Annotated in this window: 18 protein-coding genes; all 18 read right to left on the reverse strand. The window is 36.1% G+C overall.

Translation table 11 applies throughout. From position 1 onward, the window contains the following. Window positions 1-365 precede the first annotated feature (365 nt). Window positions 366-1,421 (reverse strand): BMP family lipoprotein, encoded by a 1,056-nt coding sequence (locus ACTYBU_RS06465; protein WP_445488153.1) that lies wholly within the window; start codon window positions 1,419-1,421, stop codon window positions 366-368. Between the two features lie 68 nt (window positions 1,422-1,489). Next, on the reverse strand, window positions 1,490-2,221 hold the full coding sequence (locus ACTYBU_RS06470) for a GntR family transcriptional regulator (RefSeq protein WP_445488154.1): 732 nt from the start codon (window positions 2,219-2,221) through the stop codon (window positions 1,490-1,492). A gap of 295 nt (window positions 2,222-2,516) precedes the next feature. Next, window positions 2,517-4,856: a DNA translocase FtsK gene (locus ACTYBU_RS06475; protein WP_445488156.1), complete on the reverse strand. Its 2,340-nt coding sequence runs from the start codon at window positions 4,854-4,856 to the stop codon at window positions 2,517-2,519. A 175-nt stretch (window positions 4,857-5,031) separates the two neighbouring features. After that, window positions 5,032-5,244, reverse strand: a complete 213-nt coding sequence (locus ACTYBU_RS06480; RefSeq protein ID WP_445488158.1) for a YlzJ-like family protein — start codon at window positions 5,242-5,244, stop codon at window positions 5,032-5,034. After that, window positions 5,241-5,981 (reverse strand): ClpP family protease, encoded by a 741-nt coding sequence (locus tag ACTYBU_RS06485; RefSeq protein ID WP_445488762.1) that lies wholly within the window; start codon window positions 5,979-5,981, stop codon window positions 5,241-5,243. The genes ACTYBU_RS06480 and ACTYBU_RS06485 overlap by 4 nt, the downstream gene beginning before the upstream one ends. Window positions 5,982-6,473: 492 nt before the next feature. After that, complete coding sequence (locus ACTYBU_RS06490) at window positions 6,474-8,150, reverse strand: ribonuclease J (protein WP_445488160.1); 1,677 nt, start codon at window positions 8,148-8,150, stop codon at window positions 6,474-6,476. A 460-nt stretch (window positions 8,151-8,610) separates the two neighbouring features. Further along, on the reverse strand, window positions 8,611-9,948 hold the full coding sequence (locus ACTYBU_RS06495) for an amino acid permease (protein WP_445488162.1): 1,338 nt from the start codon (window positions 9,946-9,948) through the stop codon (window positions 8,611-8,613). A 430-nt stretch (window positions 9,949-10,378) separates the two neighbouring features. Next, window positions 10,379-11,668: a cation:dicarboxylate symporter family transporter gene (locus ACTYBU_RS06500; protein ID WP_445488164.1), complete on the reverse strand. Its 1,290-nt coding sequence runs from the start codon at window positions 11,666-11,668 to the stop codon at window positions 10,379-10,381. 413 nt (window positions 11,669-12,081) lie between these two features. Then, window positions 12,082-12,945, reverse strand: a complete 864-nt coding sequence (gene dapA / locus ACTYBU_RS06505; RefSeq protein ID WP_445488166.1) for a 4-hydroxy-tetrahydrodipicolinate synthase — start codon at window positions 12,943-12,945, stop codon at window positions 12,082-12,084. 38 nt (window positions 12,946-12,983) lie between these two features. Beyond that, complete coding sequence (dapG, locus tag ACTYBU_RS06510; RefSeq protein WP_445488168.1) at window positions 12,984-14,210, reverse strand: aspartate kinase; 1,227 nt, start codon at window positions 14,208-14,210, stop codon at window positions 12,984-12,986. 266 nt (window positions 14,211-14,476) lie between these two features. Next, complete coding sequence (gene asd / locus ACTYBU_RS06515) at window positions 14,477-15,526, reverse strand: aspartate-semialdehyde dehydrogenase (protein WP_445488170.1); 1,050 nt, start codon at window positions 15,524-15,526, stop codon at window positions 14,477-14,479. 703 nt (window positions 15,527-16,229) lie between these two features. Then, complete coding sequence (gene dpaB / locus ACTYBU_RS06520; RefSeq protein ID WP_445488172.1) at window positions 16,230-16,823, reverse strand: dipicolinate synthase subunit B; 594 nt, start codon at window positions 16,821-16,823, stop codon at window positions 16,230-16,232. Next, window positions 16,820-17,722, reverse strand: coding sequence for a dipicolinic acid synthetase subunit A (dpaA, locus tag ACTYBU_RS06525; protein ID WP_445488173.1), 903 nt, complete (start codon window positions 17,720-17,722; stop codon window positions 16,820-16,822). The genes dpaB and dpaA overlap by 4 nt, the downstream gene beginning before the upstream one ends. A 690-nt stretch (window positions 17,723-18,412) precedes the next feature. Then, window positions 18,413-18,658, reverse strand: a complete 246-nt coding sequence (locus tag ACTYBU_RS06530; RefSeq protein WP_445488174.1) for a YlmC/YmxH family sporulation protein — start codon at window positions 18,656-18,658, stop codon at window positions 18,413-18,415. A gap of 99 nt (window positions 18,659-18,757) precedes the next feature. Then, entirely contained in the window at window positions 18,758-19,996 is a 1,239-nt protein-coding gene (locus ACTYBU_RS06535; RefSeq protein WP_445488176.1) for a M16 family metallopeptidase, read from the reverse strand. A gap of 143 nt (window positions 19,997-20,139) precedes the next feature. Further along, window positions 20,140-21,096, reverse strand: a complete 957-nt coding sequence (locus ACTYBU_RS06540) for a polysaccharide deacetylase family protein (RefSeq protein ID WP_445488177.1) — start codon at window positions 21,094-21,096, stop codon at window positions 20,140-20,142. 269 nt (window positions 21,097-21,365) lie between these two features. Continuing rightward, window positions 21,366-23,486 carry a polyribonucleotide nucleotidyltransferase gene (gene pnp / locus ACTYBU_RS06545; protein ID WP_445488179.1) on the reverse strand — a complete coding sequence of 707 codons (2,121 nt, stop codon included), beginning with the start codon at window positions 23,484-23,486 and terminating at the stop codon, window positions 21,366-21,368. A gap of 391 nt (window positions 23,487-23,877) precedes the next feature. After that, a complete protein-coding gene (gene rpsO, locus ACTYBU_RS06550; RefSeq protein WP_101175791.1) occupies window positions 23,878-24,147 on the reverse strand; it encodes a 30S ribosomal protein S15 in 270 nt (89 codons plus the stop codon). Between the last annotated feature and the right edge of the window lie 249 nt (window positions 24,148-24,396).

A 24,396-nucleotide genomic window follows, 5' to 3' on the forward strand; every position in this document is an offset into this window, starting at 1 on the left:
GATTCCTGGAAATTCTTTGCGAATATTCAGCATCTCAATTACATATTCCATCTTTTTCACTCCTTCTATATTCCAAAAACGCTTAAACAGAAGCACTATTGTTTTCTATTGAATTGGCAGAATAATTGATTAATAAAGGTATTTCTCTCATGTATCTTTACATTGCTATCATAAAATATATTAAAATTTTCTATAAAAAACAGAATAACTCTTCTATTTTTTAGTTAAAATTCTAACTTTAGCCAAAAAAAAAGGAATAAGTGTTTGCTAAGCAAACCACTTATTCCTGTCAAATTCATAATGCTAATAGAAGTTGTTCAAAAAACCATCATTTGTTTAGTTCTTTGAATACATATGAATAATCCTTATTTAGCAGGTTTATCAGGAACAGTGTACTCACCGTTTTTAATTTTATCTGTCCATTCTTTAACAAGTGCATCGATTTCTGCTTTGTTTTCTACTTCTTTGTTGATTTCAGAAAGACCTACTCCATTTTCTTTCAGACCATAAACAAGTGATTGTCCTCCAGGGAAATTGTCTTCTTTCGCTTTTGTAGAAATATCTTGTACTGCGGCAGCCACACCTTTTAAAGCTGATGTCAACACAACATTATGATCTCCAACTACACCTTCTGAAGATTGATCAGAGTCAACTCCGATTGCCCAAATATATTTAGAAGGATCTTTTTCTTTCAGTTCACGAGCTTCTGTAAATAGCCCAGCGCCAGTACCGCCTGAAGCATGGAATACTACATCAGCGCCTGAAGCGTACATTTTGCTTGCAATTGTTTTACCAACCTCTGGTTTATCAAAAGCCCCAGCATATTGTACATCCACTTTTGCTTTTGGATTAGCAGCTTTAACTCCATCTACAAAGCCAGCTTCAAAGTGATCAATAATTTCGCCTTCTACTCCGCCGATAAAACCAATTTTATTCGATTTTGTCGCTTTACCAGCAGCAAGTCCCGCTAAGAAAGAAGATTCTTGTTCTTTAAATGTGATGCTCGCAACGTTTGGTAGATTAATAACAGAGTCAACGATTGCAAAATGAGCATCTGTTTGTTGTTTTGCAATTTCTTCCACTGCTCCAGACATCATAAATCCAATTCCGAAGACTAAGTCATTTTTTTGACGAACTAAGCTATTTAAGTTTGTTGCATAATCTGCATCTGATTGTGATTGTAAATAGTCGATACCATTCCCTTTTTCCAGACCATTTGCTTTACCGAATGCTTGCAAGCCTTCCCACGCTGATTGGTTGAATGATTTATCATCGACACCGCCAACATCAGTAACCATTGCAACGTTGAATGCACTTTTTTTAGATGATCCTTCATTATCATCTTTTTTCCCACAAGCCCCTAAAACAGTCCCAGCAGCAAGCACTAGAGACAACGCTAAACCAAATTTACGCTTTTTCAAGGTTTGTACCCCCTAATATTTTGTTTTATTTGTACTAGCAAGAATGCATATACGATAAGCTCCGCAGTTTATGAATAGATTCGTTTTCTTAACACTTGAAAACTAAACTTATCGGCCCTAAAGTAATTTACCGAATAAAGAATTGGTTCGTCTTTTTCATCAAAGTGCATTTGCTTTAATACAAGCAATGCTGTTTCTGGTTCACATTGCAAGATTGGAGAAATTTTTTCATGGTAGCCTATCGGTTCAATTTCAGCAATAGCGTATGTAATATTTATATGTGTAATAGATTCCAGCAGCTGAAAAATCGATTCCTTGTCACAGGAAATACCTTCAGGCAATAGCTTATTAGGCAGTTTGTCTATACAATAAACTACTGGTTCGCCATTTGCTGTTCGAACTCTTTCAATTACCAAAAATTCTTCCTTTTCTGAACAAGAAAAACGACGAATATCTTCTTCAGTTGAACATTGAGTATTTGAGCTTAAAAAAATAGTACCAGGATTCATGCCAGCATGCCGTATCATATTGGTTACACTATTTAATTGTTCTATGCCAGATTTAAACATAGGCTTGCTATTAACAAATGTACCAACACCATGTCTTCTTATAATGACATTTTCTTCTTCTAATGTTCGTAAAGCCTCTCTTAAAGTGACTCTGCTTACACCTAATCTTTTTGCAAGTTCGTATTCAGATGGGAATTTTTCTTTTTCTTTATAAATCCCTTTCTCAATATCGTTTTTTAGTCGATCGACCACTTGCAAATATAAATGTCTATTATCGGGTTTGATAAGCATGTGAGCTTCCTCCAAATAATTTCTAAGACATCAGACCTCTGATGTTCAATCATTCCTACTAATCGAAAATACTATAACACTTTTTCTACAATAAATAAATAGAGTTTACTGATTTTAGTCAAAAAAAACAGAAACAAACAGCTATCTATAAAAGGCACCCAAACAACTGTTTATTTCTGTAAAATATTTAGTATTTCAGTATAGATTTTTTACTATTTACATAGATAGATTATTTCTTATTCATACAAAAAACTCTAATTAGTATAACATATTTCGCCATTCGTATAATCCAGGGTTATAGGTTCATTTCTTCAGAAGCTTTTGAGACCAATACTGTTCTTGGTTTACTGCCTTCATATGGTCCAACAATTCCTCTTGCTTCCATTTCATCAATCAATCTCGCCGCTCTCGTATATCCGATCCGAAACCTTCTTTGCAGCATACTGACCGAAGCAGTCTGCATTTCTGTAATTAATTCTACTGCTTCGTGATATAGTTCATCCTCAACCGCACCAGTTTTTTCTGTTATTTCATCTGGAATCATTTCTTCTTGATATTGCGCTTTCTGCTGTTCAATGACAAAATCGACTACTTCTTCTACTTCCTCGTCTGATAGAAAGGCGCCCTGCACTCTGACAGGCTTACTTGCGCCATAAGGGAAAAACAGCATATCTCCTCGACCCAGCAATTTCTCAGCCCCTCCCATATCCAAAATCGTTCTTGAATCAGTTTGGGAAGAAACAGCAAATGCAATACGAGAAGGAATATTGGCTTTAATAACCCCTGTAATAACATCAACAGATGGCCTTTGTGTGGCAATTATTAAATGAATGCCAGCAGCGCGAGCCATTTGTGCAAGCCTTGTAATCGCATCTTCTACATCAGAGGATGCCACCATCATTAAATCAGCAAGTTCATCCACAATCACGACAATATATGGCAATAATGGCTGCTTTTCATCTTCTTCTGCATTGTTCCTTTTTATATACTCATTATATCCTTCAATATTTCTCGTACCTGTGTGGGAGAATAAATCATATCTTCTTTCCATCTCGCTAACCACTTTTTGCAATGCTTGTGATGCCTTTTTAGGATTTGTTACAACTGGTGCAAGCAAATGAGGAATGCCATTATAAACATTCAGTTCCACCATTTTTGGATCAATCATCATCATCTTCACTTCATGTGGTTTCGCACGCATTAAGATACTTGTAATAATCCCATTGATACACACGCTCTTCCCGCTTCCTGTAGCACCAGCTACCAGTAAATGAGGCATTTTATTCAGTTCAGCTGATATTGCATTACCTGTAATATCCCTCCCAAATGCTATTTGAAGCTTGGCATCTGCTTTTTCATTTTTATTCGCTTCTAATACTTCCCGTAAAGAAACAACTGCTACCTCGGAATTCGGCACTTCTATTCCAATTGCGGATTTACCAGGAATCGGTGCTTCCATCCGAATATCTTTTGCTGCCAAAGCTAAAGCTAAATCATCACTTAAATTAACAATCTTACTTACTTTAACTCCTACATCCGGATGCACTTCGTATTTTGTTACCGCTGGTCCAAGATGAACTTCTGTAACTCTTGCTTTTACCCCAAAACTTTGAAAGGTGCGTTCTAATTTCGCTGCATTTGCATGTATTTGCTCATATTCTCCACTTTGATCTGTTTTTCTTGGAAGTTTTAATAATTTTAATGGAGGCAATTCATAATCTACATTCTCCACTTCTGTAAAGGTAATCGGCACAACAGCCTCTTCCTCTTCTCCATTTTCCGATTGCACACTTTCTTGTATATCTTCTGGTGTACTTTCATATGCTCTCTCGACAAAAGTGGAAATGATCGGTTCTGGTATGTATGTTTCTTCTTGTTGTTCCTGAGGTGGATTAACAATGAGAGAAGCTGCCTCTTGTTCTCGTTGTTCCTCTTTTTTTTGCTCTTTTTTCGCTTGCTTTTCTTCTTTTTTCTTTTGCTTTTTCTCTTGTTTCGATTCTTTCCATTCTTGTATATCTTCTAGGAAAGCACTCCATTGCTGAGATACAAAGTTCCAAATGGCAAGCATGGATCTCCTGAATGCCCCGCTCATTGTTTTTCCTGTCAGCAGCATGACACCAATAATAATAACGATAAAACTTATTATTTTTGTACCAGCAGTATCAAATAAATAATGAAACAAGGCAAAAAGCACTGCCCCTATCATTCCTCCCCCAAGATCTGTGGGCCTTGAACCGCCATTCACTTCCAGCCAAAATAGCTCCCATGTATTATAAATAACACTCGGATTTTCAAATCTGCCCTGACTTGAAAGTAGATTAAATAAAGTTACATGGCTTAATAGTAATATAGAACTGACTATCAAATAAATTCCGTTTAATTTTGTATGAAAAAGAAATGGTTTTTCTCTCTTCCACATTAGATAACCGCCATAAACAATCAATCCAAGCAAGCTGAGCATATACCATTCGCCCATAAAAAAACGAAAAAATAATACCATCGTTTTTCCAACAACACCAAGCTGTAAAATAGAAATAAATGCTAGTGTAATAATAATTAATGCCCCAAGCTCATATTGCAGGGTTTTTTTTATTTGTTTTTTTTGCCGTGTTTTCCTTCTTTTCTTTTTAACCATTTTATCACCTGACGCTCTTTAGTTTAACTTAAGCTTTTTCTCTCGCTTCTCAACCTCATTATTCTTTGCTTGCTTAAAAATCTATAACAAATTTATTTTTAAACAAGGAGAGCAGCCTATCCTTTGGCTGCTCTTTTAACGTGACTATATTATATCATAAACGGAAGATTAGAGCTTAAATGAAAGGAATTTTTGATCCAGGCTGTACAGGTGCATGCAAATAATGATTCGGGTCTGTACTTAAAATACGAAGAACCTCGTATTCATTTGATTCTTTTTTCTGCACTAATAAAGAAATTCCTTCATAATCAATAACAACCTGGTTATCAAAAATCTCCTGGTTGATTGGGAACATCAACTCTTGAGGCATTAACGTATACATAATCATTGTACCATTCCTTCATTCTCTTCTTTCTTTAAATCAATCAACTCATTTAATTTTGTCATAGCTTCCCCAATTCCGCCTACACCATCGATAAGTCCAGATGTAACAGCATCCATGCCAATTACATTTGTACCAATATCTCTTGTCAAATTGCCCTTTGCAAACATTAAATCTTTAAATTCCTCTTCACTTATTTTACTATGCTTTGTTACGAATTTAACAACTCTTTCTTGCATCTTATCCAGATATTCAAAAGTTTGCGGCACGCCGATAACAAGTCCTGTTAAACGAATAGGATGAATCGTCATGGTTGCAGTCTCCGCAATATAAGAATAATCGCAGGAAACAGCAATTGGAACTCCAATGGAATGCCCTCCTCCTAATACTAAAGAAACGGTTGGCTTTGATAATGATGCAAGCATTTCAGAGATAGCAAGTCCTGCTTCAACATCTCCTCCAACGGTATTAAGAATAACAAGCACTCCTTCAATTTTCGGATTTTGTTCGATTGCCACAATTTGTGGAATAAGATGCTCATATTTTGTTGTTTTATTTTGCGGCGGCAGTTGTAGATGCCCTTCAATTTGACCCACAATAGTTAAGCAGTGGATTGTCGAGTCTTGAGAAAGCTGTGGAACATTCGTCTGTCCTAATGCTTGTATCTTCTCCATTAATCCAGATGGTTTATCTTCTTTTGGCTGTTGTTCTTCCGCATTATGTTGGTCATTATTATCTGTCATCATTTCATTCCCCTTTCCATACATCCTTTATTTATAGTATGGAGTTAGGAAAGGAATTTCATGCGGATCAAAAAAACAACCGAGCTATAATAAAGTCGGTTGTTTCAGAAATGTTTTATATTTCTTTTTTATTTTCTGGCTATCCTGAAAAATAAAGACCGCAGTCAGAATACACTTCGCTTACCTGTCCAATAATTGGGGTGCAGCTCACTCCTGCGGGGTCTCGCCTGTCCCGCTAAATCCCATAGGAGTCTTCGTGTATGCCGGCTGCTCTGCGCTAAAAAATAGGGATATTGCTTCTTTTCATGTGCCATAGTACAAATTTTTGTTGCATGAGTATCTACCCTGAAAATAAGCATTGTTAAAAAAATGAATGTAAATAGGTTTTCCGAAGCTTATCGCTCGCTTGTACCCGTCCTGCAAACCCGTTTTTTTAAGCAGGAGTGTCTCGGAAATTCCCTTCCCCAAAACAACATGATCGTTTAACAAAGCCTATTTTTTAACCGGTTTTACTTCCATAATTATTGGAAGTATCATTGGTCGGCGTCTAGTTTTTTCATATAAAAACTGATTTAAGCAATCGCGAATATCTTGTTTAATACCTGTCCAATCAAAACTGTCTTTGCTTATGCTTTTTTCAACAATATCTTTTACACGATCAGCAGCTTCTTCTAACAATTTTTCTGACTCCCGAACATAAACAAATCCACGTGTAATAATTTCTGGACCAGCAGATATCATTCTTTCTGCTTTATTTAATGTAACAACTACAGTTAAAATACCATCTTGGGATAATAGCTTGCGATCCCTTAATACGATGTTTCCTACATCTCCAATTCCACTGCCATCAATTAATACATTACCGGCAGGAATTTTGCCTGCAACACGCAGCTTGCCGTCTTTTAATTCAACAAATTCACCATGTTCTGGAATATGAATATTTTCATATAGAATTCCACATTCTTCTGCAAGATTTGCATGCGCTTTTAATACCCGATACTCTCCATGAATAGGCAAAAAGAATTTCGGCTTCATCATATTAATCATAAACTTGAGCTCTTCTTGGCTTCCGTGATTAGAACTATTAAATGTTTTATTTCCAGATAAAACAGTCGCTCCAGCCCGATATAACATATCGATTGTTTTATAAACAAATACCTCGCTGCCAAGAAGAGTACTAGTAGAGAATAAAACAGTATCTCCTTCTCCGATTAATACTTGTTTATGATTTTTTTTCGCCATTTTTTGAAGGGCCTCAATCGGCTCGCCTTTTGTTCCTGTTGTTAAAATAACAACCTGATCAGAAGGATATTGCTGTATTTCATTAAAAGAAATAATAACTTCTTCTTCCACCAGCAAATATTGATGCTTTAACGCTATATTTAAAACACGATGCAAGTTTTTCCCCATAATAGCAACTTTGCGATTGGATTTGACAGCAGCATCAAAAATATGTTGAATTCTATTTAGATCAGTAGCGAAGCATGCAGCAATAATTCTTCCTTTTGTATGTAAAAAAGAATGAATAAGCTCTTGTCTCACAATTGCATCAGAAGTAGAATATCCTGGTTTATCTGCATCAGTACTATCAGACAGTAGGCACAATACCCCTTTATCCCCGATTTTCGCCATTTGGCCATAATCAGCTTTGTATAATTCACCTGCAGTTTGGTCAAATTTAAAATCACCTGTATGAACAATTGCTCCTTCTGATGTTTGAATGACTATTGCAATGCTGTCAGGAATGCTATGGTTTGTTTTGAAGAAAGAAACCGTTGCAGAAGAGAAATGAAGAACGGATGCAGCTGTAATAATCTCAAAACGAGCTTGTTCTTTAAAATCCTGCTCTTTCATCTTCTCTTTTGCCAGTTCTGCTGTTAGACGCGTTGTATATACTGGCACATTAAGATCTCTTAGAATATACGACAATCCGCCAATATGGTCCTCATGGCCATGTGTTAAGAAAATCCCTTTTACTTTTTCTTCATTTTGCTTTAAATAGGAAATATCCGGAACTACTATATCAATTCCAAGCATTTCATTTTGTGGATACATTAAGCCAGCATCAATTACAAATATGTCCTCGTCCACTTCGACAACAAACATATTTTTTCCGTTCTCCCCTACTCCTCCGAGGGCAACCAGCTTTATCTTTTCATTTTTCTTCAATTTTTGTTTCCTCCTATGTTGAGTTAGTCCGACCAGTGATCAGTTATGATTATTATACTTTAAGTTAGAAAAACTTTACAACAATTTATCATAAACATCTATTTCGAAATAGAATATTTGATCCGCTATTTTATAAAAATCTGATGCAAATCGCGAAAGCGGATCGTCTAAAAATTCAAAACAAGAAAGAAAGGAGAAACAACGGAAAAGAAATGGTTTTCCGGTTTTCTACTCTTTTTTCCATAGGTTCTGTTAAATTTCAGTGTTGATTTATGATGGTCAGGAAATTCACTCACTTTCCGCGGACGAACTGGCAAGCCTCCTCGGTCGTACCTCCTTGCGGGGTCTTTCCAGCCCGTTTTTCCGTAGGAGTCTCGCAAATTTCCTTCCAAAATCAACATTATCGTTTAACAGAGCCTTCCCATAAAAAAAGCACCCATAAAAATTGGGTACTCTTCTATTATTTTTTGTTGTTAAATTTAAATAAAGCAATAATAATTAAAACAGCTATAATGACGATACAAGCAATAATACTAACTCTATTTTCTTCATTTAGAACAAATGTTAAGCAAATAAAACTTAATAACACAGCAGTTAATGCTGGCAAATAAGGATATCCCCATAATTTAAAGCTGGGTTCACATGGATATGTTTTTCGCAATTTTATCTGAGCTAGACAAATGCTGACCCATACGATGGAAACAATAAATCCTGGGAATGCCATTAAAATGGTAAACACTTGATTTTGTGCAACAAAAGCAATCATTGACCCTAACAGCAATACAATGGACATTGCGATTAAACTATATATTGGTACACCATTTTTAGATACCTTGGCAAACGCTTTTGGTCCTTCCCCTTCTGCAGATAAAGAATACATCATTCTTGTACATCCGTAAATTCCCGAGTTTGCAGCAGAAAGCACAGCAATAATTAGAATAAAATTCATTACATGGTCTGCCCCTTGAAGTCCAGTCATGGATAATACTTGAACAAACGGACTTGATTGATCACCTAGCTCATTCCAAGGAATAAGGCCACAGATAATTAAAATCGGCAATGTATAAAATAATATAATGCGGAAAATAAAGCTTTTAATAACTTTTGGCAAAACATGTTCTACATCTTTTGCTTCTGTTACTGTAACACCAATTAATTCTGATCCACCATATGAAAACATAACAATTAATAATGCAGCAAAAATAGATGTCCAGCCGTTTGGAAAAAAACCACCATGGGTTACATAGTTTTCTAAATAATTGGTTTGATCACTTGGAATTATCCCAAATAAAATAAATGCTCCTAAGATAATAAAAACAATAATCATACCAATTTTAATGCCGGCAAACCAAAATTCAAACTCTCCATAATTTTTTACATTCATCATATTTACGCCAATAAGCAGGACAGTGCAGCATAAACTTAATAGCCATAAAGGAATGGATGGCAGCCAGTACTGCAAAAAACTTCCGGCTACAACGACTTCAATAATACAAACAGCCAGCCAAAGAATACAATATAGCCAACCAATAATGAAGGACATCTTATTTCCAAAAGCTTTTTGAATAAATCCCTTCATATTTGTATTTGGATAAACAATTGCCATCTCCGCGATTGATGCCATTACTACGAGTAATAATAATCCAGCAAACAAATATGTAACAACTACTCCTGGCCCCGCTAAAGATACAGTTTCTGCACTTCCTTTAAATATTCCTGTTCCAATTGCTCCACCCATCGCCATTAAGCTGATATGTCTAGGCAGCAATTTTCTTTGCAACGTATTTTTTGTATCCATCTTACTTTCCTCCGTGCGATAAATTCAGTATATATTTATGAATGATTTCCAACTATGAATTTGTTTTTATTTAAAAGAAAATTAAAAGGAGAAAATTTTTTTGTAAATAGTTTTCTGCTTAATACAGGAAATTCAGTAGATTTCAAAATTATATACGTTTTTTATAATAAAGGAAGTTAATTAGATAGACAAGATTTATTTGTGAGAAAATCTAACAATTCCTTCCTAGTAAATATCTCCTCAACTAAAATAAAGGTTTTGCTGTTGCAAAATCCCATTGATCAAGTTCGGATATAGATGGATCCTTATTAAAATCATATCTTCCATTTCTAATGAATCAAAAAAATCCCGAGGGAGTATTTCTCCTTCAGGATTCTCTTATTTTCGATTTATTCAACCTCTGAAAAAAGGCGATAATTACTTTCTCGTTTTACTGATCTACACTAACTTTTCCATCTAGAACTTCTTTGGCACGAGTTTGATCAAGTAGGTTTTCCCATCTTGCGATAATAAATGCAGCTACTGCGTAGCCAATAATATTAACGGTTGTACGATAATTCCCCATAAATCGATCTGGAGCTAGCATTAACGCTACCGCTGCAACAGGAATAGAACCGGTTGCAGCAGCTGTAGCTGATAGTGCTACAAAGGCAGAACCTGGAATACCTGCCATCCCTTTTGATGTAAGCAGCAGGACACCTAACATAAATAATTGATCTCCCAAGCTTAAATCAATTCCAGTTGCTTGTGCTAAAAATACTAGCGCAATGGACAAATAAATAGATGCTCCATCCAAATTAAAAGAGTATCCAGTTGGTACAACTAATCCAACAACTGCTTTATCACAGCCAGCTTGTTCAAATTTTTTCATCAACTGTGGCATTACTGCTTCAGTTGATCCAGTAGCAAACGAAAGCATAATTTCTTCACGAATAAATTTAATTAGTTTCCATAAACTTAAATTTAGAAATAATTTAAAAATAACAGCTAATACAAATACAAAAGCTAGACATGCAACTGTCATTGCAATAAACAATTTTCCAAAAGAAGCTAACGTATTTAATCCATATTGACTTACAGCAAACGCCATGGCACTAAATGTTGCAATTACGGTTAATTGCATAATGTAACCCATAATTTTAAAGAGAACATTATTTACATTTTCTAACACATCGATTAATAAATCAGATGTACGGCCCCCAATGTGAACTAGTGCTATTCCAAATAAACAAGATATTAATAGTACTTGTAGCATAGAGTTATTGGCAAACGCTCCAACTGCACTATCAGGAATCATATTAAGGAAAAAATCACCTTCACTCGGCAAGTGTGAACCACCTGTTTTAGCATCCACATCACTTGTACTTAATGTAGAAGGATCGATATTTAATCCAACACCTGGATTCATTAGATTAGCAACAACCAAACCAATAACTAATGCAAATGTTGTGACAATTTCAAAATAAAGTAGTGTCTTTCCTCCAATTTTACCTACTGTTTTAATATTGCCGACTTTCGCAATCCCGACTACTACAACTCCAAAAATTAGTGGTGCAATAATCATTTTAATTAACTTTATGAATCCATCGCCAATAGGTTTTACCATGTTCCCAATATTCGGCCATAAATAGCCGACTAATATCCCAACAACGATAGCAACCATAATTTGAAAGAACATTCCTTTATAAAAAGGCTTCTTATTTACCTTATTCTCTTTCATCCTTTTAACTCCCTCCCAATCATAAAATTCAGAATTTTCAACTGCCTTAAAAAAATTTTATGTTATCTTTCCTTACATATTAACGTGAAATATTCGGCATGTCATTGTTTCTTTTTACTAAAAAAACGACAAAAAATTATACAAAGTAACCAAAACTTTAATGTGTATAAATTTTTATGATACATTATCTTGCATTAAGTAATTTCTTTCTAATTTCTCCCAAAAAAGCCAACTATTATTTACAATAGTTGGCTTTTTTAAACATATAATCATTATTCGAAATTCTAGCTAATAAAAATATTATCAATAGCCAGCCATAACCTATCCTTATTTATCAACAATTGGTTCTTGCTTCTCTTATAAAGTAAACTTCCATCAGCGGGGGTCTTACTGCCCGTTAAGAGTGGGATAAATTAAAGAAACGAAGCTAGTTTTGTACGTTCTTTCTCTGTTAATGGCACTAACGGCAATCTAACAGATCCCACATCAAATCCTTTTAGCTGAAGTGCTGTTTTTAATGGCACAGGGTTCGGCGCCATAAACAGGGCAGACATAATCGGAAGTAATTGTTGATGTAGTTTTGCTGCTTTTTCTGTATTTCCATCAAGAAAAGAAACAACCATTTCTTGCATCTCATTTCCAATTACATGGGAAGCAACAGAAATAACGCCATTTCCACCAATTGAAAGGATTGGCAATGTTAAACTGTCATCACCGCTGTATAGACAGAAATCCTCAGAGGTACCAGCTATTATTTTTGTCATTGCATTCAAGTTTCCGCTAGCCTCTTTTACCGCAACAATATTGTCAATCTCTGATAAACGGATGATTGTTTCTGGTTCAATATTTACTACTGAACGCCCAGGAATATTATAAATCATAACGGGAAGTGTTGTATTTTCAGCAATCGTTTTTATATGCTGATACAATCCTTCTTGATTTGGCTTGTTATAATATGGACCTACTACCATAACAGCGTCTACTCCAATTTGCTCTGCTTGCTTTGTTAATTCGATGGAATCATATGTGTTATTACTACCTGTTCCTGCAATGATGGGAACTCTCTTTTCCACTACCTCAACCACATGTTTAAATAAAGCAATCTTTTCTTGTTTCGATAATGTTGGAGATTCACCAGTTGTTCCAGCTACTACAAGCGAATCAGTTCCGTTCTCGATCAAATGATTAATCAACTGTGTCGTTTTTGGAAAATCAATATGTCCCTTTGCATCAAATGGTGTGATCATGGCCGTTGATACCCTACCAAATAAACCCATCGTTCCACTCCTATTCTTATTTTCAATCTAGTTGTGTTTTATTGTAACGTTTCTTTTTCTAATTCAAATGCATCATGTAAAACATTTACTGCTTTTATTAAATCTTCCTGCTTCACAAGTACCCAAATGGTTGTATGACTATCGGCAGATTGTAATATGCGAATGCCCTGTTTGGATAAAGCTGTAACAATTTTAAATGTTACGCCTGGTACACCAGCCATGCCTGCTCCAACTACAGAAACCTTCGCACAGCCTTTTTCCACAACTGGATCATAGTCCATTTGTTTAAGTATGGAAATTGCTTTGGAAGACATTTCATCTGTCACTGTATACACAACACTATTTGGAGATATATTGATAAAATCAACGCTAATTTCCTCATTAGCCATCGCCTTAAAAACTTGTGCCTGCAAATCATATTGATCTTTTTTTGCAAAAACTTTTAATTGTGTTACAGGAGCGACATGGGCTATTCCTGTTACAGGTCTTTCTTTTATATCACTGCCCATTTTTTCTGGGCTGATGGATGTAACGAGTGTTCCAGGTCCTTTGGAATAAGTTGACCGTATTCGGATTGGGACTTTTGCCTGCATGGCAATTTCAACGGCCCTCGGATGAATCACTTTTGCTCCTTGATAAGCCATATTGCATACTTCCGTATAAGTTACCACAGATAACGGTCTTGCATTTTCTGCAATGCGGGGATCTGCAGTCATAATGCCTTCTACATCTGTAAATATATCAATTACTTCCGCATTTAAAGCAGCTCCCAAAGCAGCAGCTGATGTATCGCTTCCACCTCTGCCCAATGTTGTAGTATCACCATTAGGGGCAGACCCTTGAAATCCTGCAACAACTATTGCATCATATATTTCCAACTCTTTTTGAACACGAGTACAATCCATTTCAATAATTCTTGCTTGATTATAATCATCATTTGTTAAGAAGCCTGCTTGCGCACCAGTTAAAGCAGTAGCTTTTATTTTGTTTTCTACTAATAATTGAGTAAATACTACACTGGAGATAATTTCACCGCACGATAATAGTAAATCGTTTTCCCGCTTGCTTAGTCTATTATCTGCTCCTCCGACAAGGGATAATAAAGTATCTGTTGCATATGGTTCTCCCTTTCGCCCCATTGCAGATACAACCACCACTACTTTATATCCTTGAAATAGTGCATCTTGAATATGTTCTTTTGCCATTTCGCGGGATTCTTCATCTCGCACCGATGTTCCGCCGAACTTTTGTACGATTATTTTCATCACAAACACCTCTATACACTTTAACAAGTGCTTACTGTGAGGGTTATTCTATTTCTAGAACAGATCCCAACTTGGCAAGTTTAAATCATCACAATAATTTCAGTTGGGATCCCTGTCCTTTGCTGTATAGACCCTCTTTTTCTATCCACATAAATAGTATAGACTGTTTCTTCATAAGAAGGAAAAAATACTTACTGAAATACATCCATCTATTTATATTTTAAGCAGAGAGTACCACTTTGTTGCTTCTGTCCATGATGGTTTCTTTATTTAACAATACCTAATTTCACTAGACTCTCGGCGATTTGAACAGAGTTCCATGCGGCACCCTTTAATAAATTATCAGAAACGACCCACATATGGAAACCATTTTTCGCATCTAGATCTTTGCGGATTCGTCCTACAAAGACATCATTTGATCCAACACAATCTGCCGGCATTGGATAAATTTGATTTTCAGGTTCATCCTGTAAAACAACACCCGATGCTGAACTTAACAATTCTTTTACGTCTGCAACCGATACATCCTGATTTTCAATTTCAAAATAAACGGATTCAGAATGGCCAGTTGCAACAGGAATGCGGACACAAGTTGCTGCCACTTTTAATTCTTTATCATGCATTATTTTTTTTGTTTCATTGATCATTTTCATTTCTTCATAAGTAAAGCCATTCTCTGTAAATACATCAATTTGCGGAACAGCATTAAAAGCGATTTGATAATGCTTTTTATCACTTTTTACTGGCAGAATTTTTGGTTCAAAGCTTTCATTTTGAATAATTGCTTTTGTTTGGCTGTTCAGCTCTTCCACTGCTGCAGCACCAGAACCTGAAACTGCTTGATAAGTAGAAACAAGCACTTTTGAAAGACCATATTTTTCTTTCAGCGGCTGTAGCGCTACAACCATTTGAATAGTTGAGCAATTTGGATTGGCTATAATTCCGTTATGTTTATGCAAATCCTCTTCATTTACTTCCGGAACAACTAACGGAACATTTTCATCCATGCGAAAAGCGCTTGTATTATCTACACAAATTGCTCCATGTTCCACTGCGTGTGGAGCCAACTCTTTCGAAACGCCTCCACCTGCGCTGAATAATGCAATATCAATCCCTTTAAAGCTTTCAGGTTTTGCTTCTTCTACTATTACTTCCTTACCTTTATAAGTAACCTTTGTCCCAGCCGAACGCTTGGAGGACAAAAGAGTTAATTTAGCTATTGGAAAATCTCTGTTTTCTAATGTTTTAATCATTTGCTGCCCTACTGCGCCAGTTGCTCCTACTACTGCTACGTTAAATCCTTTTTTTTGCTCCATTTAAAGGCTCCCCTTCCAAGGTGAAAATTCTCTATATTGTATAATAATGACGGCGACAAATTAGCCGTCATCAATGAATATTCTTTATTTTAACATATTCAAGCCATATGAACAGAACCTTTTTTTCGGATTCTTTCAAAAAGATAAGTATAGCAGAAACATTCTTCTTCATTTTCTATATTATTAGATTTAATATCTTAAATTAGATAAAGTGAACCTTTCCATCAGGGGGGGTTCTTCATCCCCCACTGATGGTTAGTTGAACTTATCGGACCTTTACGGGCAGTTATCCCCCACCTAGCTTCTTCGATTTCTCAGCATCCCCGAGGTGGGGGTCTTACTGCCCGTTAAGAGTGGGATAAATGTATAGCTCCGATGTATCCCCACAGGACGTGGCGTATTTAGGCGACCAGCGCCTATCTCCTTTCGTACTCCAGATCTCCTCCCTGCGATAAGTCAACATCGATTTGCTTTCGCTCTTCGTGTTTCCTGTATCCACCATTAACGAACAGTAATGCTGCTTTTTCATATTAAACTTGTTTTAATAAAGACAACAAATTTTCATCATGACTAACTGTCCGTATATGGCCGATCGATTCAACTAACCATCAGGGGAAAAGCCCCCAGATGGAAGTTTCATCTTATCTCAGTCAAAGCACTTCCAGTCCGTTCGGAGATTACCAAGGCGCTTCCGCTTTTCTTATTAATCTTGAAATCTTTCGATTATTACTGGTTGAATTTGTCTGCTTTCTAGTGCAGCTTCAATTGTTTCAGAAAGCAGCGACATTCTTGCTACCATAGAATTAGGCTTTTTCATTGGATCGTCTTGGCCAAATGGAATAAAGTAAATATTTTTTGTGGCCATTAACCGCATTAAGTTTACACCATTTAATCCAAGTGCATCATTGGTTGAAATCCCCAAAACTATCGGTTTTTGATTGCGTAATGTTGCCTTAGCTGCCATTAATACTGCATTATCTGTCATCGCGTTCGCAAATTTGCTCATGCTGTTTCCAGTTAAAGGAGCGATTACCATACAATCTAAAGGAATTTTCGGTCCAAGAGGTTCTGCTTTTACAATGCTATCGATTGCTTCATTTCCTGTCAATTCTTCAATTTTGCTGATCCATTCAAATCCTTTGCCAAAACGGGTATCTGTATGTTGCACATTCCCCGTCACAACGGGAACAACGTCTGCCCCCAAGCTTACTAAATTCTCTATTTGTGGAAATACTTCTGCATACGTACAGTGTGAGGCAGAGATGCCAAAGCCAATTCTTTTATCTTTTAAGCTCATTTTGATTGCTCCTTTCCCTTTTGCAATCCTTCTTGTAATAACTGTGATAAAACATCTGCAAGAATGTTTCCAGCTGTTTTAGGTGCTACAATACCAGGCAAGCTTGGTGCCAATAGCGCCTTCACGCCTCTTTTTTCTGCATACGGAAAATCCGTCCCCCCTGGTTTTGAGGCAAGATCGATAATTAACGTATGCAATGGCATTTTTTCAATTACATTGGATGTGACAACTAAATGGGGAATAGTATTAATGCAAATATCAATATCTCCAACCGTTTTCTCTAAATCCTCTAATTGTACCGGTATTAGTCCCATTTCAATGATCCGTGCAATATGGTCGCTTTGATTTGCTGCTACCTTTACCTTTGCTCCGAGTGCATGAAATGTTCTTGCTACACTCATCCCTACACGTCCAAGTCCCAAAACAATCAGTTTGGAGCCATGAATGGTTGTATCCGTATGTTGTATTGCCATCATAATCGTACCTTCTACTGTCGGAATGGAATTAAGAATGGCTACGTCATCTCTGTTAAATAACTGTACGAGGGAACGATTTGTTTTTGATATAATACTATCTAAATAACTATTGGTAATGCCTGAATAAACGATGCAATGTGCTGGTGTCTTCTGCAGCAGCTCCTCTGTTAAAAACACTTCTTCGTTTGAAAAAATCGTATCTACCTGTCCGTCAAGGTTGGTTCCTTTTACAGGAAGAATAATTGCATCCATCTTAGAAAAATCTACGCCTTCGATCTTTTCTTTCGTAGCACCAGTAAAGGCGTGATCTAGTTGTTCAAATCCAATTAAAGAAAGTAATGCATGTTGCTCCGTTAGCTTCCTTACAATTTCGAGCTGTCTAGCATCACCGCCAATAACAGCGATCTTCACCCCTGTCAGCATGAATCATTTCACCTTCTTTTTATAAAAATCCACTAATAACTAATCATTCACTACTTCAACATCTTATGTGATGACAGTCTTTTCGGTGAGTTGCTTTCATTAATTTACCGGAAAAAATAGAAAGAACCCTTTAAGAACGAAAAGGGTTAGAATGTAGAAAAGTATCGTAATCACAAACATTAGGCGATCGAGAGTTGAAGGATACAAATTAATCGACGAAGACATAAGACCGTCGCGCAGTTAGTCGATTTTCCTTGGTTGAGTGTTCATTCGCTTTTACCTGGATAACGAGCATCCGAGTAAGACGGACAGAGAAGAAAAAAACAGTTCTCTAGATTCTGACTATTTTATGAATGAAAAAAGGAGAGGTGTTTACTTCCTTTAAAAATAAAGTAAACTTCCATCAGTGAGGGTTTTTCCTCATCCCCCACTGATGGTTAGTTGCACTTATCGGACCTTTACGGGTAAGTTTCAACACCTAGCTTCCTCGATTTCTCGGCATCCCCGAGGTCGGGGTCTTACTGCCCATTAAGAGTGGGATAAATGAAAAAACATAAAACGTGGAGATTGAAGGAAAAAAGAACGGATGATATTTACATTTAGTAAAAAAAAGCTCCATAAGAATAATTAAAAGCAACGACCCATTATTCAGAATGGGTCGCCTCGCTGCTTTATTCTTATGGAATGCTCTCATTCATCATTTTCCGGAATATCGATAATTATCATATCGCTTCCGATTTTTTTGATTTGCGACCAAGGAACACGCAGCTCGCCGCCAGTCCTTTTTAAACCAAACCATTTTAGTGACGGAATTAACAATGTTTTTATTTGCCCATCTTTTTCACTAATTTCTAAATCAGTCTGCCCTAAAACACCTAATCTTGCTGCATTTTTAACATCTACTATTTCTTTGCCGCTTAATTCACTTAATCTCATGATTTTGTCTCCTTCTTATATTATTTCTATCATCATATTTTCTGGAGTTATCTTTTAGACTAGTTGTCAGTAGATTTTTTAGCAGTAACTTTTATTGTTTTAATTTATAGATTTAGGCAGAATGCCATCTGGACTTATGAGTGAAACTGAGAAACTATCAGTGAAAATTTGATGGGCCATTTTGTTGACGCCTTCGATGGAAACACTGTCAATTTGATCAACAATTTCATCTAATGAACGGTGTTTCCCTAACATTAGTTCGTTTTTCCCGTTACGGCTCATTCGACTGTTTGTGCTTTCTAAACTTAACATTAAACTTCCTTTTAATTGTTCTTTGCTATTGATTAGTTCTTTTTCTGTTATCCCATCTCTTTTTAAATTGTTTAATGTTGTCTGAATCGTTTCAAATAAATCATCCAATTGTTTTGCGCCAGTGCCACCATAGATAGTAACGATCCCGCTGTCTTGAAATGCCGAATGATAGGAGAAAATAGAATAAGCAAGCCCTTTTTGCTCTCTGACATCTTGAAACAGTCTGCTACTCATGCTCCCGCCTAAAATATTATTCAAAGTAATAAGGCTGTACATATCTTCGTGTCCAACTTTTAAGCCTTCATACCCTAGACAAAGATGTGCTTGTTCTGTTTCTTTTTTTCGGGAAAGTTTGCTTGCATGAAAAGTAGGTTTGTATATGTCTAGATTGCTGCTTCCAGCAGTATAGTGTCCAAAATACTTCTCTACTTCTTTAATAAATGATTCCTCGATGTTTCCAGCAATAGATATAACAATATTTTCAGGTGTATAATGATCATGCATATATTGTCGCAGTGTATTCCCATTAAATGTTGCCAATGTTTCCTCTGTTCCAAGAATCGGATATCCTAAAGGATGCTTTTCAAATACTGCCTGACTTAACAAATCATGAACAATATCATCCGGTGTATCATCATACATTTTTATTTCCTCATATACGACATTTTTCTCTTTCTTCAACTCTTCTTCTTCAAATATTGAGTTAAAAAACATATCAGCCAACACTTCTAAAGCAATATCGGAATGGGTGTCTAACACTTTAGCATAATAGCAAGTATATTCTTTTGAAGTAAACGCATTTACTTGACCACCAATACTGTCAAAAGACTCAGCAATTTCTCTAGCATTTCTTGTTTTTGTCCCTTTAAAAAACATATGCTCTAAAAAATGGGAAACACCATTATTTTTTTCATCCTCATTACGAGAACCTGTTCCAATCCATACACCAATTGCAACAGAGCGAACGGTCGGTATATTTTCTAATACAATTCGTGCTCCATTTTGGCAAGTATATTTCTTAATCATGTAGGTTCCTCCTGTTCTGTTTGCCAATTATATAAACGTATGCGATTGCTAGTATATCTCATTCCTTTTATTTTTACCAAAAAGTTGTTTCCTTAATAAGAAAAAATAGAAAATAAACGAGTTATCATCAGACGTTTTTCTTTTTATTTTGAATTTACCACATTTCGTTCTTCACTTAACATTTCTGAAACTGTGTTTATTTCAAGCCCTTTTGCTTGAATTTGCTCAATTAATTCTTGTAACGCACTAGTCGTTGATGCTGTAGGATGCATTAAAATCATTGCTCCATTATGAACTTTTCCTACCACCCGTTGTATTAATACATCCGGCGCTGGCTTCCTCCAGTCTACTGTATCTATCGACCACATAAGTGTACCCATTTTATTTTCATTAGCTATCTGTACTGTATCATTATTATAACTTCCACTCGGAGGAGCAAACCAAGTTATTTTTTTTCCTGTTGTTGCTTTAATTACATCGTTTGTTTTGATCATTTCATTTCTTGCTTGCTGCGGACTAATTTTACTCATATCTGGATGTGTATAAGAATGGTTGCCAACTTCATTCCCAGCCTCAACTATCATTTTTGCCAACTCAGGATTTTTTTGTGTCCATCTTCCTTCTAAAAAAAAGCTCGCTTTTACATGATGTTTTTTTAATACTGCAAGAATATCCGGCAAGTATTCATTTCCCCAAGCTACATTAATAATAAAGCTAACCGTTTGTTTGTTTGGGTTCCCTTTATAGATAGGTGTTGGCGGCAAATCTTTTAAGTGAATGGATGGTTTAAGCTGTTTAAAAACGAGCTTTTTTTCATTAAACTTGCCAGAAGCCTTCATACTTTTATAGGAGGCATCGACATCGACTTCTAACCCGTTTATTCCTGGTATTGCTTTCCAAACTGGATCAATTTTTGCGTCTTCCGGTTCTATGCGATAATCATTTGCTTTCTCGTTTATTTCCTCGTACAAAGCATTTTTATTTGCTCCAACGGCGACATTCTTTTCTTTTAAACGATCTACATATGTATTGGACAACGGATTATTAACAATAACCCAAGAAATAAGCAAGATGCAAATTAAAGGAATCATTTTTCTCATTCTAGTTCCCCTCCTCCTTAAATTTTTATGTTTAAGGGGGACAAGGTAGAACGAAAGCTCCTAAATATACTGAAAACTTCCTTTTTAAAAAAGTACATTACAGAATGTTGCCACTCAAGGCTAATTCAATTTCATGCTTAAAAATAATAGCTATTAATTCTTATGAAACAAAAAAGGTTGACTCTTATAAAAAGAAGTTAATTTAAGCTTCTTTAGAGTCAGCCCTTTATATTTGTTGATATACACTCTTGCTAAAATGAATTAGCAAATTATTTTTTTGCATCTTCGGCTTGTTCTTTTTGCTCGCGCAATACTGCTTTACGTGAAAGATTCACTCTGCCTTGCTTATCTATTTCTGTTACTTTCACAAGTATTTCATCACCAAGGGCAAGAACATCTTCTACTTTTCCAACTCTCTCTTCTGCCAGTTCGGAAATGTGTACAAGGCCATCTTTTCCATTAAAGATTTCAACAAAAGCACCGAATTTTTCAATTCGTTTTACTTTTCCAAGATACATTTGTCCTACAACTACTTCACGGACAATATCTTCAATGATTTGTTTTGCTTTTTTATTCATTTCATCGTTAACAGATGAAATGAATACCGTTCCATCTTGTTCTATATCAATTTTTACGCCAGTTTCTTCAATAATTTTATTAATTTGTTTTCCACTTGGTCCAATAACATCACGGATTTTATCTGGATTAATAGCCATCATTAATATTTTTGGAGCGTAGGAAGACAATTCTTCTCTTGGAGTGTTTATTGTTTTCAACATGGAATCTAAAATTTGCATGCGACCTATTTTAGCCTGCTGTAGAGCTTCTTCTAAAATTTGTCTGGATAATCCTTCAATTTTAATATCCATTTGAAGTGCTGTTACACCTTTTTCTGTTCCAGCAACTTTAAAGTCCATATCCCCAAGGTGATCTTCCATCCCTTGAATATCTGTTAATATGCTGTAAAATTCTCCAGTCTTAATTAATCCCATCGCAATGCCGGCAACAGGAGCTTTAATCGGCACTCCAGCGTCCATCATGGCAAGTGTGCTTGCACAAATACTAGCTTGAGAAGTAGATCCATTCGATTCTAACACTTCTGATACAAGTCGAATAGTATAAGGAAAGTCCTTTTCAGACGGAATAATAGGTTCCAGCGCTCTTTCACCAAGTGCTCCATGCCCAATCTCACGACGTCCAGGTCCGCGCATTGGTCCGGTTTCCCCAACACTAAAGTTTGGAAAATTATAATGGTGCATAAAGCGTTTTTCTTCTTCTACACCAAGACCATCTAATATTTGAACATCTCCTAATGCTCCCAATGTACAGATGCTCAACGCTTGCGTTTGTCCACGAGTAAACAGACCAGAACCGTGCGTTCTAGGCAATAAATCTACTTCAGAGGATAAAGGACGAATTTCTTCTAAACCACGCCCGTCTGGTCTTACTTTATCTTCAGTAATGAGACGGCGTACTTCATTTTTCACTAATTTATCAAGTATTTGTTTTACTTGCTTTAATTCGTCTTCATTCACTTCTTCTGCTTCGTATTTTTCTACAACAGCATTTTTTACTTCTTTAATTGCCGCTTCTCTTGCATGTTTTTCTTGAACTCTAATTGCTTCAAGCATATCTTTTTCACAAAGTGAACGTACATCTGCTTCAATTTCTGCATTTAGTTCATATAATTTAACTTCCGTTTTCTCTTTGCCGATTTCTTCCACAATTTTTTCCTGGAATGCAATTAGTCGCTTAATTTCATCGTGACCAAACATAATAGCTTCAAGCATTACTTCTTCTGGAACTTCATCTGCGCCAGCTTCCACCATGTTTATCGCATCTTTTGTTCCAGCAACAGCCAAGGTAATATCACTTTTTTCAGCTTGTTCTACTGTTGGATTAATAACAAATTCACCTTCAATGCGGCCAACGTAAACTCCAGCGATAGGTCCGCCAAAAGGAATATCTGATACAGAAAGCGCCAATGACGATCCAAACATTGCTGCCATTTCTGTTGAACAGTCTTGATCCACACTCATTACTAAACTTACTACTTGCACTTCATTACGGAAACCGTCGGCAAATAATGGTCTAATTGGACGATCTATTAAACGGCTGGCCAAAATTGCTCTTTCACTAGGTCTGCCTTCCCTTTTAATAAAGCCGCCAGGTATTTTCCCTACTGCATACAAACGTTCTTCATAGTTCACTGTCAACGGGAAGAAATCTAAATTTTTCGGTTCTTTTGAAGCTGTTGCAGTACTTAAAACAGCTGTATCACCATATCTTACTAATACTGCACCATTTGCTTGTTTCGCTAATTGTCCTATTTCGACTGAAAGCTTCCTTCCTGCCCAGTCAATGGAATACACATGTTTCTCTTGTCCCATTTATAAACCCCTCTCTGCTTATTCACTTGTTAGAGGTTTTGGCTTAAAAAAAGTACTACCTAAAACCTACTTGATTTTATTTTTAAAGACGATTCCGCTTTTCTTTATTTCCAGCTCCTTCGCCTAGCTGCTCGATTACTTCGATCCATCATCTGAAGTCAAAGTACGACTTCTTCTGTTGGCTCTCCAGTGCTTTTCCCAGCTTTCAAGGCGATTCCGCTTTTCTTATAGTATACACATTTTGTGTTACTTAAAAACTAGGTGTTTATGTAATCTTTAAGTTGTTTTTATTATCTATAAGTACTAAGTCTATTTTGAACTATTGTAGTTTCTCTGTTTGTACCTTTCCTACACAATAAAAAAGCGGGAACAAGTATCCCGCTTTTTTAAACTATCTACGTAAACCAAGTTTGTTAATTAAAACACGGTAACGTTGAACGTCTTTATTACGTAGGTAAGTTAATAGATTACGACGTCTACCTACCATTTTCAAAAGACCACGACGTGAGTGATGATCTTTTTTATGTGTACGTAAATGATCATTCAAATTATTAATTGACTCCGTTAGGACAGCGATTTGAACTTCTGGAGATCCAGTATCGTTCTCATGCGTTTTGTACTCATTAATAAGTTCGTTTTTACGTTCTTGAGTGATTGCCATCCTGTTTCACCTCCTATATCCTATTACACTAATCCCCATTTACCGAGCAAAACGTTGGTGACTCGATTTTGCCAAGCAAAGGTTGTTTTTAGTACGTTTATAAGAATAACCTTTTTTATAAAAAAAAGCAAGAAAATCAATCATTCTTTTTTCCATTTCTTCCACCAAATTATCTTGCTTTTATAAAGAAAACTTCCATCAGTGGGGGTTTTTCCTCATCCCCCACTGATGGTTAGTTGCACTTATCGG

The organism is Niallia sp. 03133, assembly GCF_052663225.1.

What these genes read in the sequence shown, in the direction of transcription:
- pnp (WP_445488179.1), bottom strand. Translation starts at nt 23,486, where the DNA reads ATGGGACAAGAGAAACATGTGTATTCCATTGACTGGGCAGGAAGGAAG.
- dapG (WP_445488168.1), bottom strand. Translation starts at nt 14,210, where the DNA reads ATGAAAATAATCGTACAAAAGTTCGGCGGAACATCGGTGCGAGATGAA.
- ACTYBU_RS06530 (WP_445488174.1), bottom strand. Translation starts at nt 18,658, where the DNA reads ATGAGATTAAGTGAATTAAGCGGCAAAGAAATAGTAGATGTTAAAAAT.
- asd (WP_445488170.1), bottom strand. Translation starts at nt 15,526, where the DNA reads ATGGAGCAAAAAAAAGGATTTAACGTAGCAGTAGTAGGAGCAACTGGC.
- dapA (WP_445488166.1), bottom strand. Translation starts at nt 12,945, where the DNA reads ATGGGTTTATTTGGTAGGGTATCAACGGCCATGATCACACCATTTGAT.
- ACTYBU_RS06475 (WP_445488156.1), bottom strand. Translation starts at nt 4,856, where the DNA reads ATGGTTAAAAAGAAAAGAAGGAAAACACGGCAAAAAAAACAAATAAAA.
- ACTYBU_RS06470 (WP_445488154.1), bottom strand. Translation starts at nt 2,221, where the DNA reads ATGCTTATCAAACCCGATAATAGACATTTATATTTGCAAGTGGTCGAT.
- ACTYBU_RS06495 (WP_445488162.1), bottom strand. Translation starts at nt 9,948, where the DNA reads ATGGATACAAAAAATACGTTGCAAAGAAAATTGCTGCCTAGACATATC.
- ACTYBU_RS06485 (WP_445488762.1), bottom strand. Translation starts at nt 5,981, where the DNA reads ATGACAGATAATAATGACCAACATAATGCGGAAGAACAACAGCCAAAA.
- ACTYBU_RS06540 (WP_445488177.1), bottom strand. Translation starts at nt 21,096, where the DNA reads ATGAGAAAAATGATTCCTTTAATTTGCATCTTGCTTATTTCTTGGGTT.
- rpsO (WP_101175791.1), bottom strand. Translation starts at nt 24,147, where the DNA reads ATGGCAATCACTCAAGAACGTAAAAACGAACTTATTAATGAGTACAAA.
- dpaB (WP_445488172.1), bottom strand. Translation starts at nt 16,823, where the DNA reads ATGAGCTTAAAAGATAAAAGAATTGGCTTTGGCATCTCTGCCTCACAC.
- ACTYBU_RS06535 (WP_445488176.1), bottom strand. Translation starts at nt 19,996, where the DNA reads ATGATTAAGAAATATACTTGCCAAAATGGAGCACGAATTGTATTAGAA.
- ACTYBU_RS06500 (WP_445488164.1), bottom strand. Translation starts at nt 11,668, where the DNA reads ATGAAAGAGAATAAGGTAAATAAGAAGCCTTTTTATAAAGGAATGTTC.
- ACTYBU_RS06480 (WP_445488158.1), bottom strand. Translation starts at nt 5,244, where the DNA reads ATGATTATGTATACGTTAATGCCTCAAGAGTTGATGTTCCCAATCAAC.
- dpaA (WP_445488173.1), bottom strand. Translation starts at nt 17,722, where the DNA reads ATGCTGACAGGGGTGAAGATCGCTGTTATTGGCGGTGATGCTAGACAG.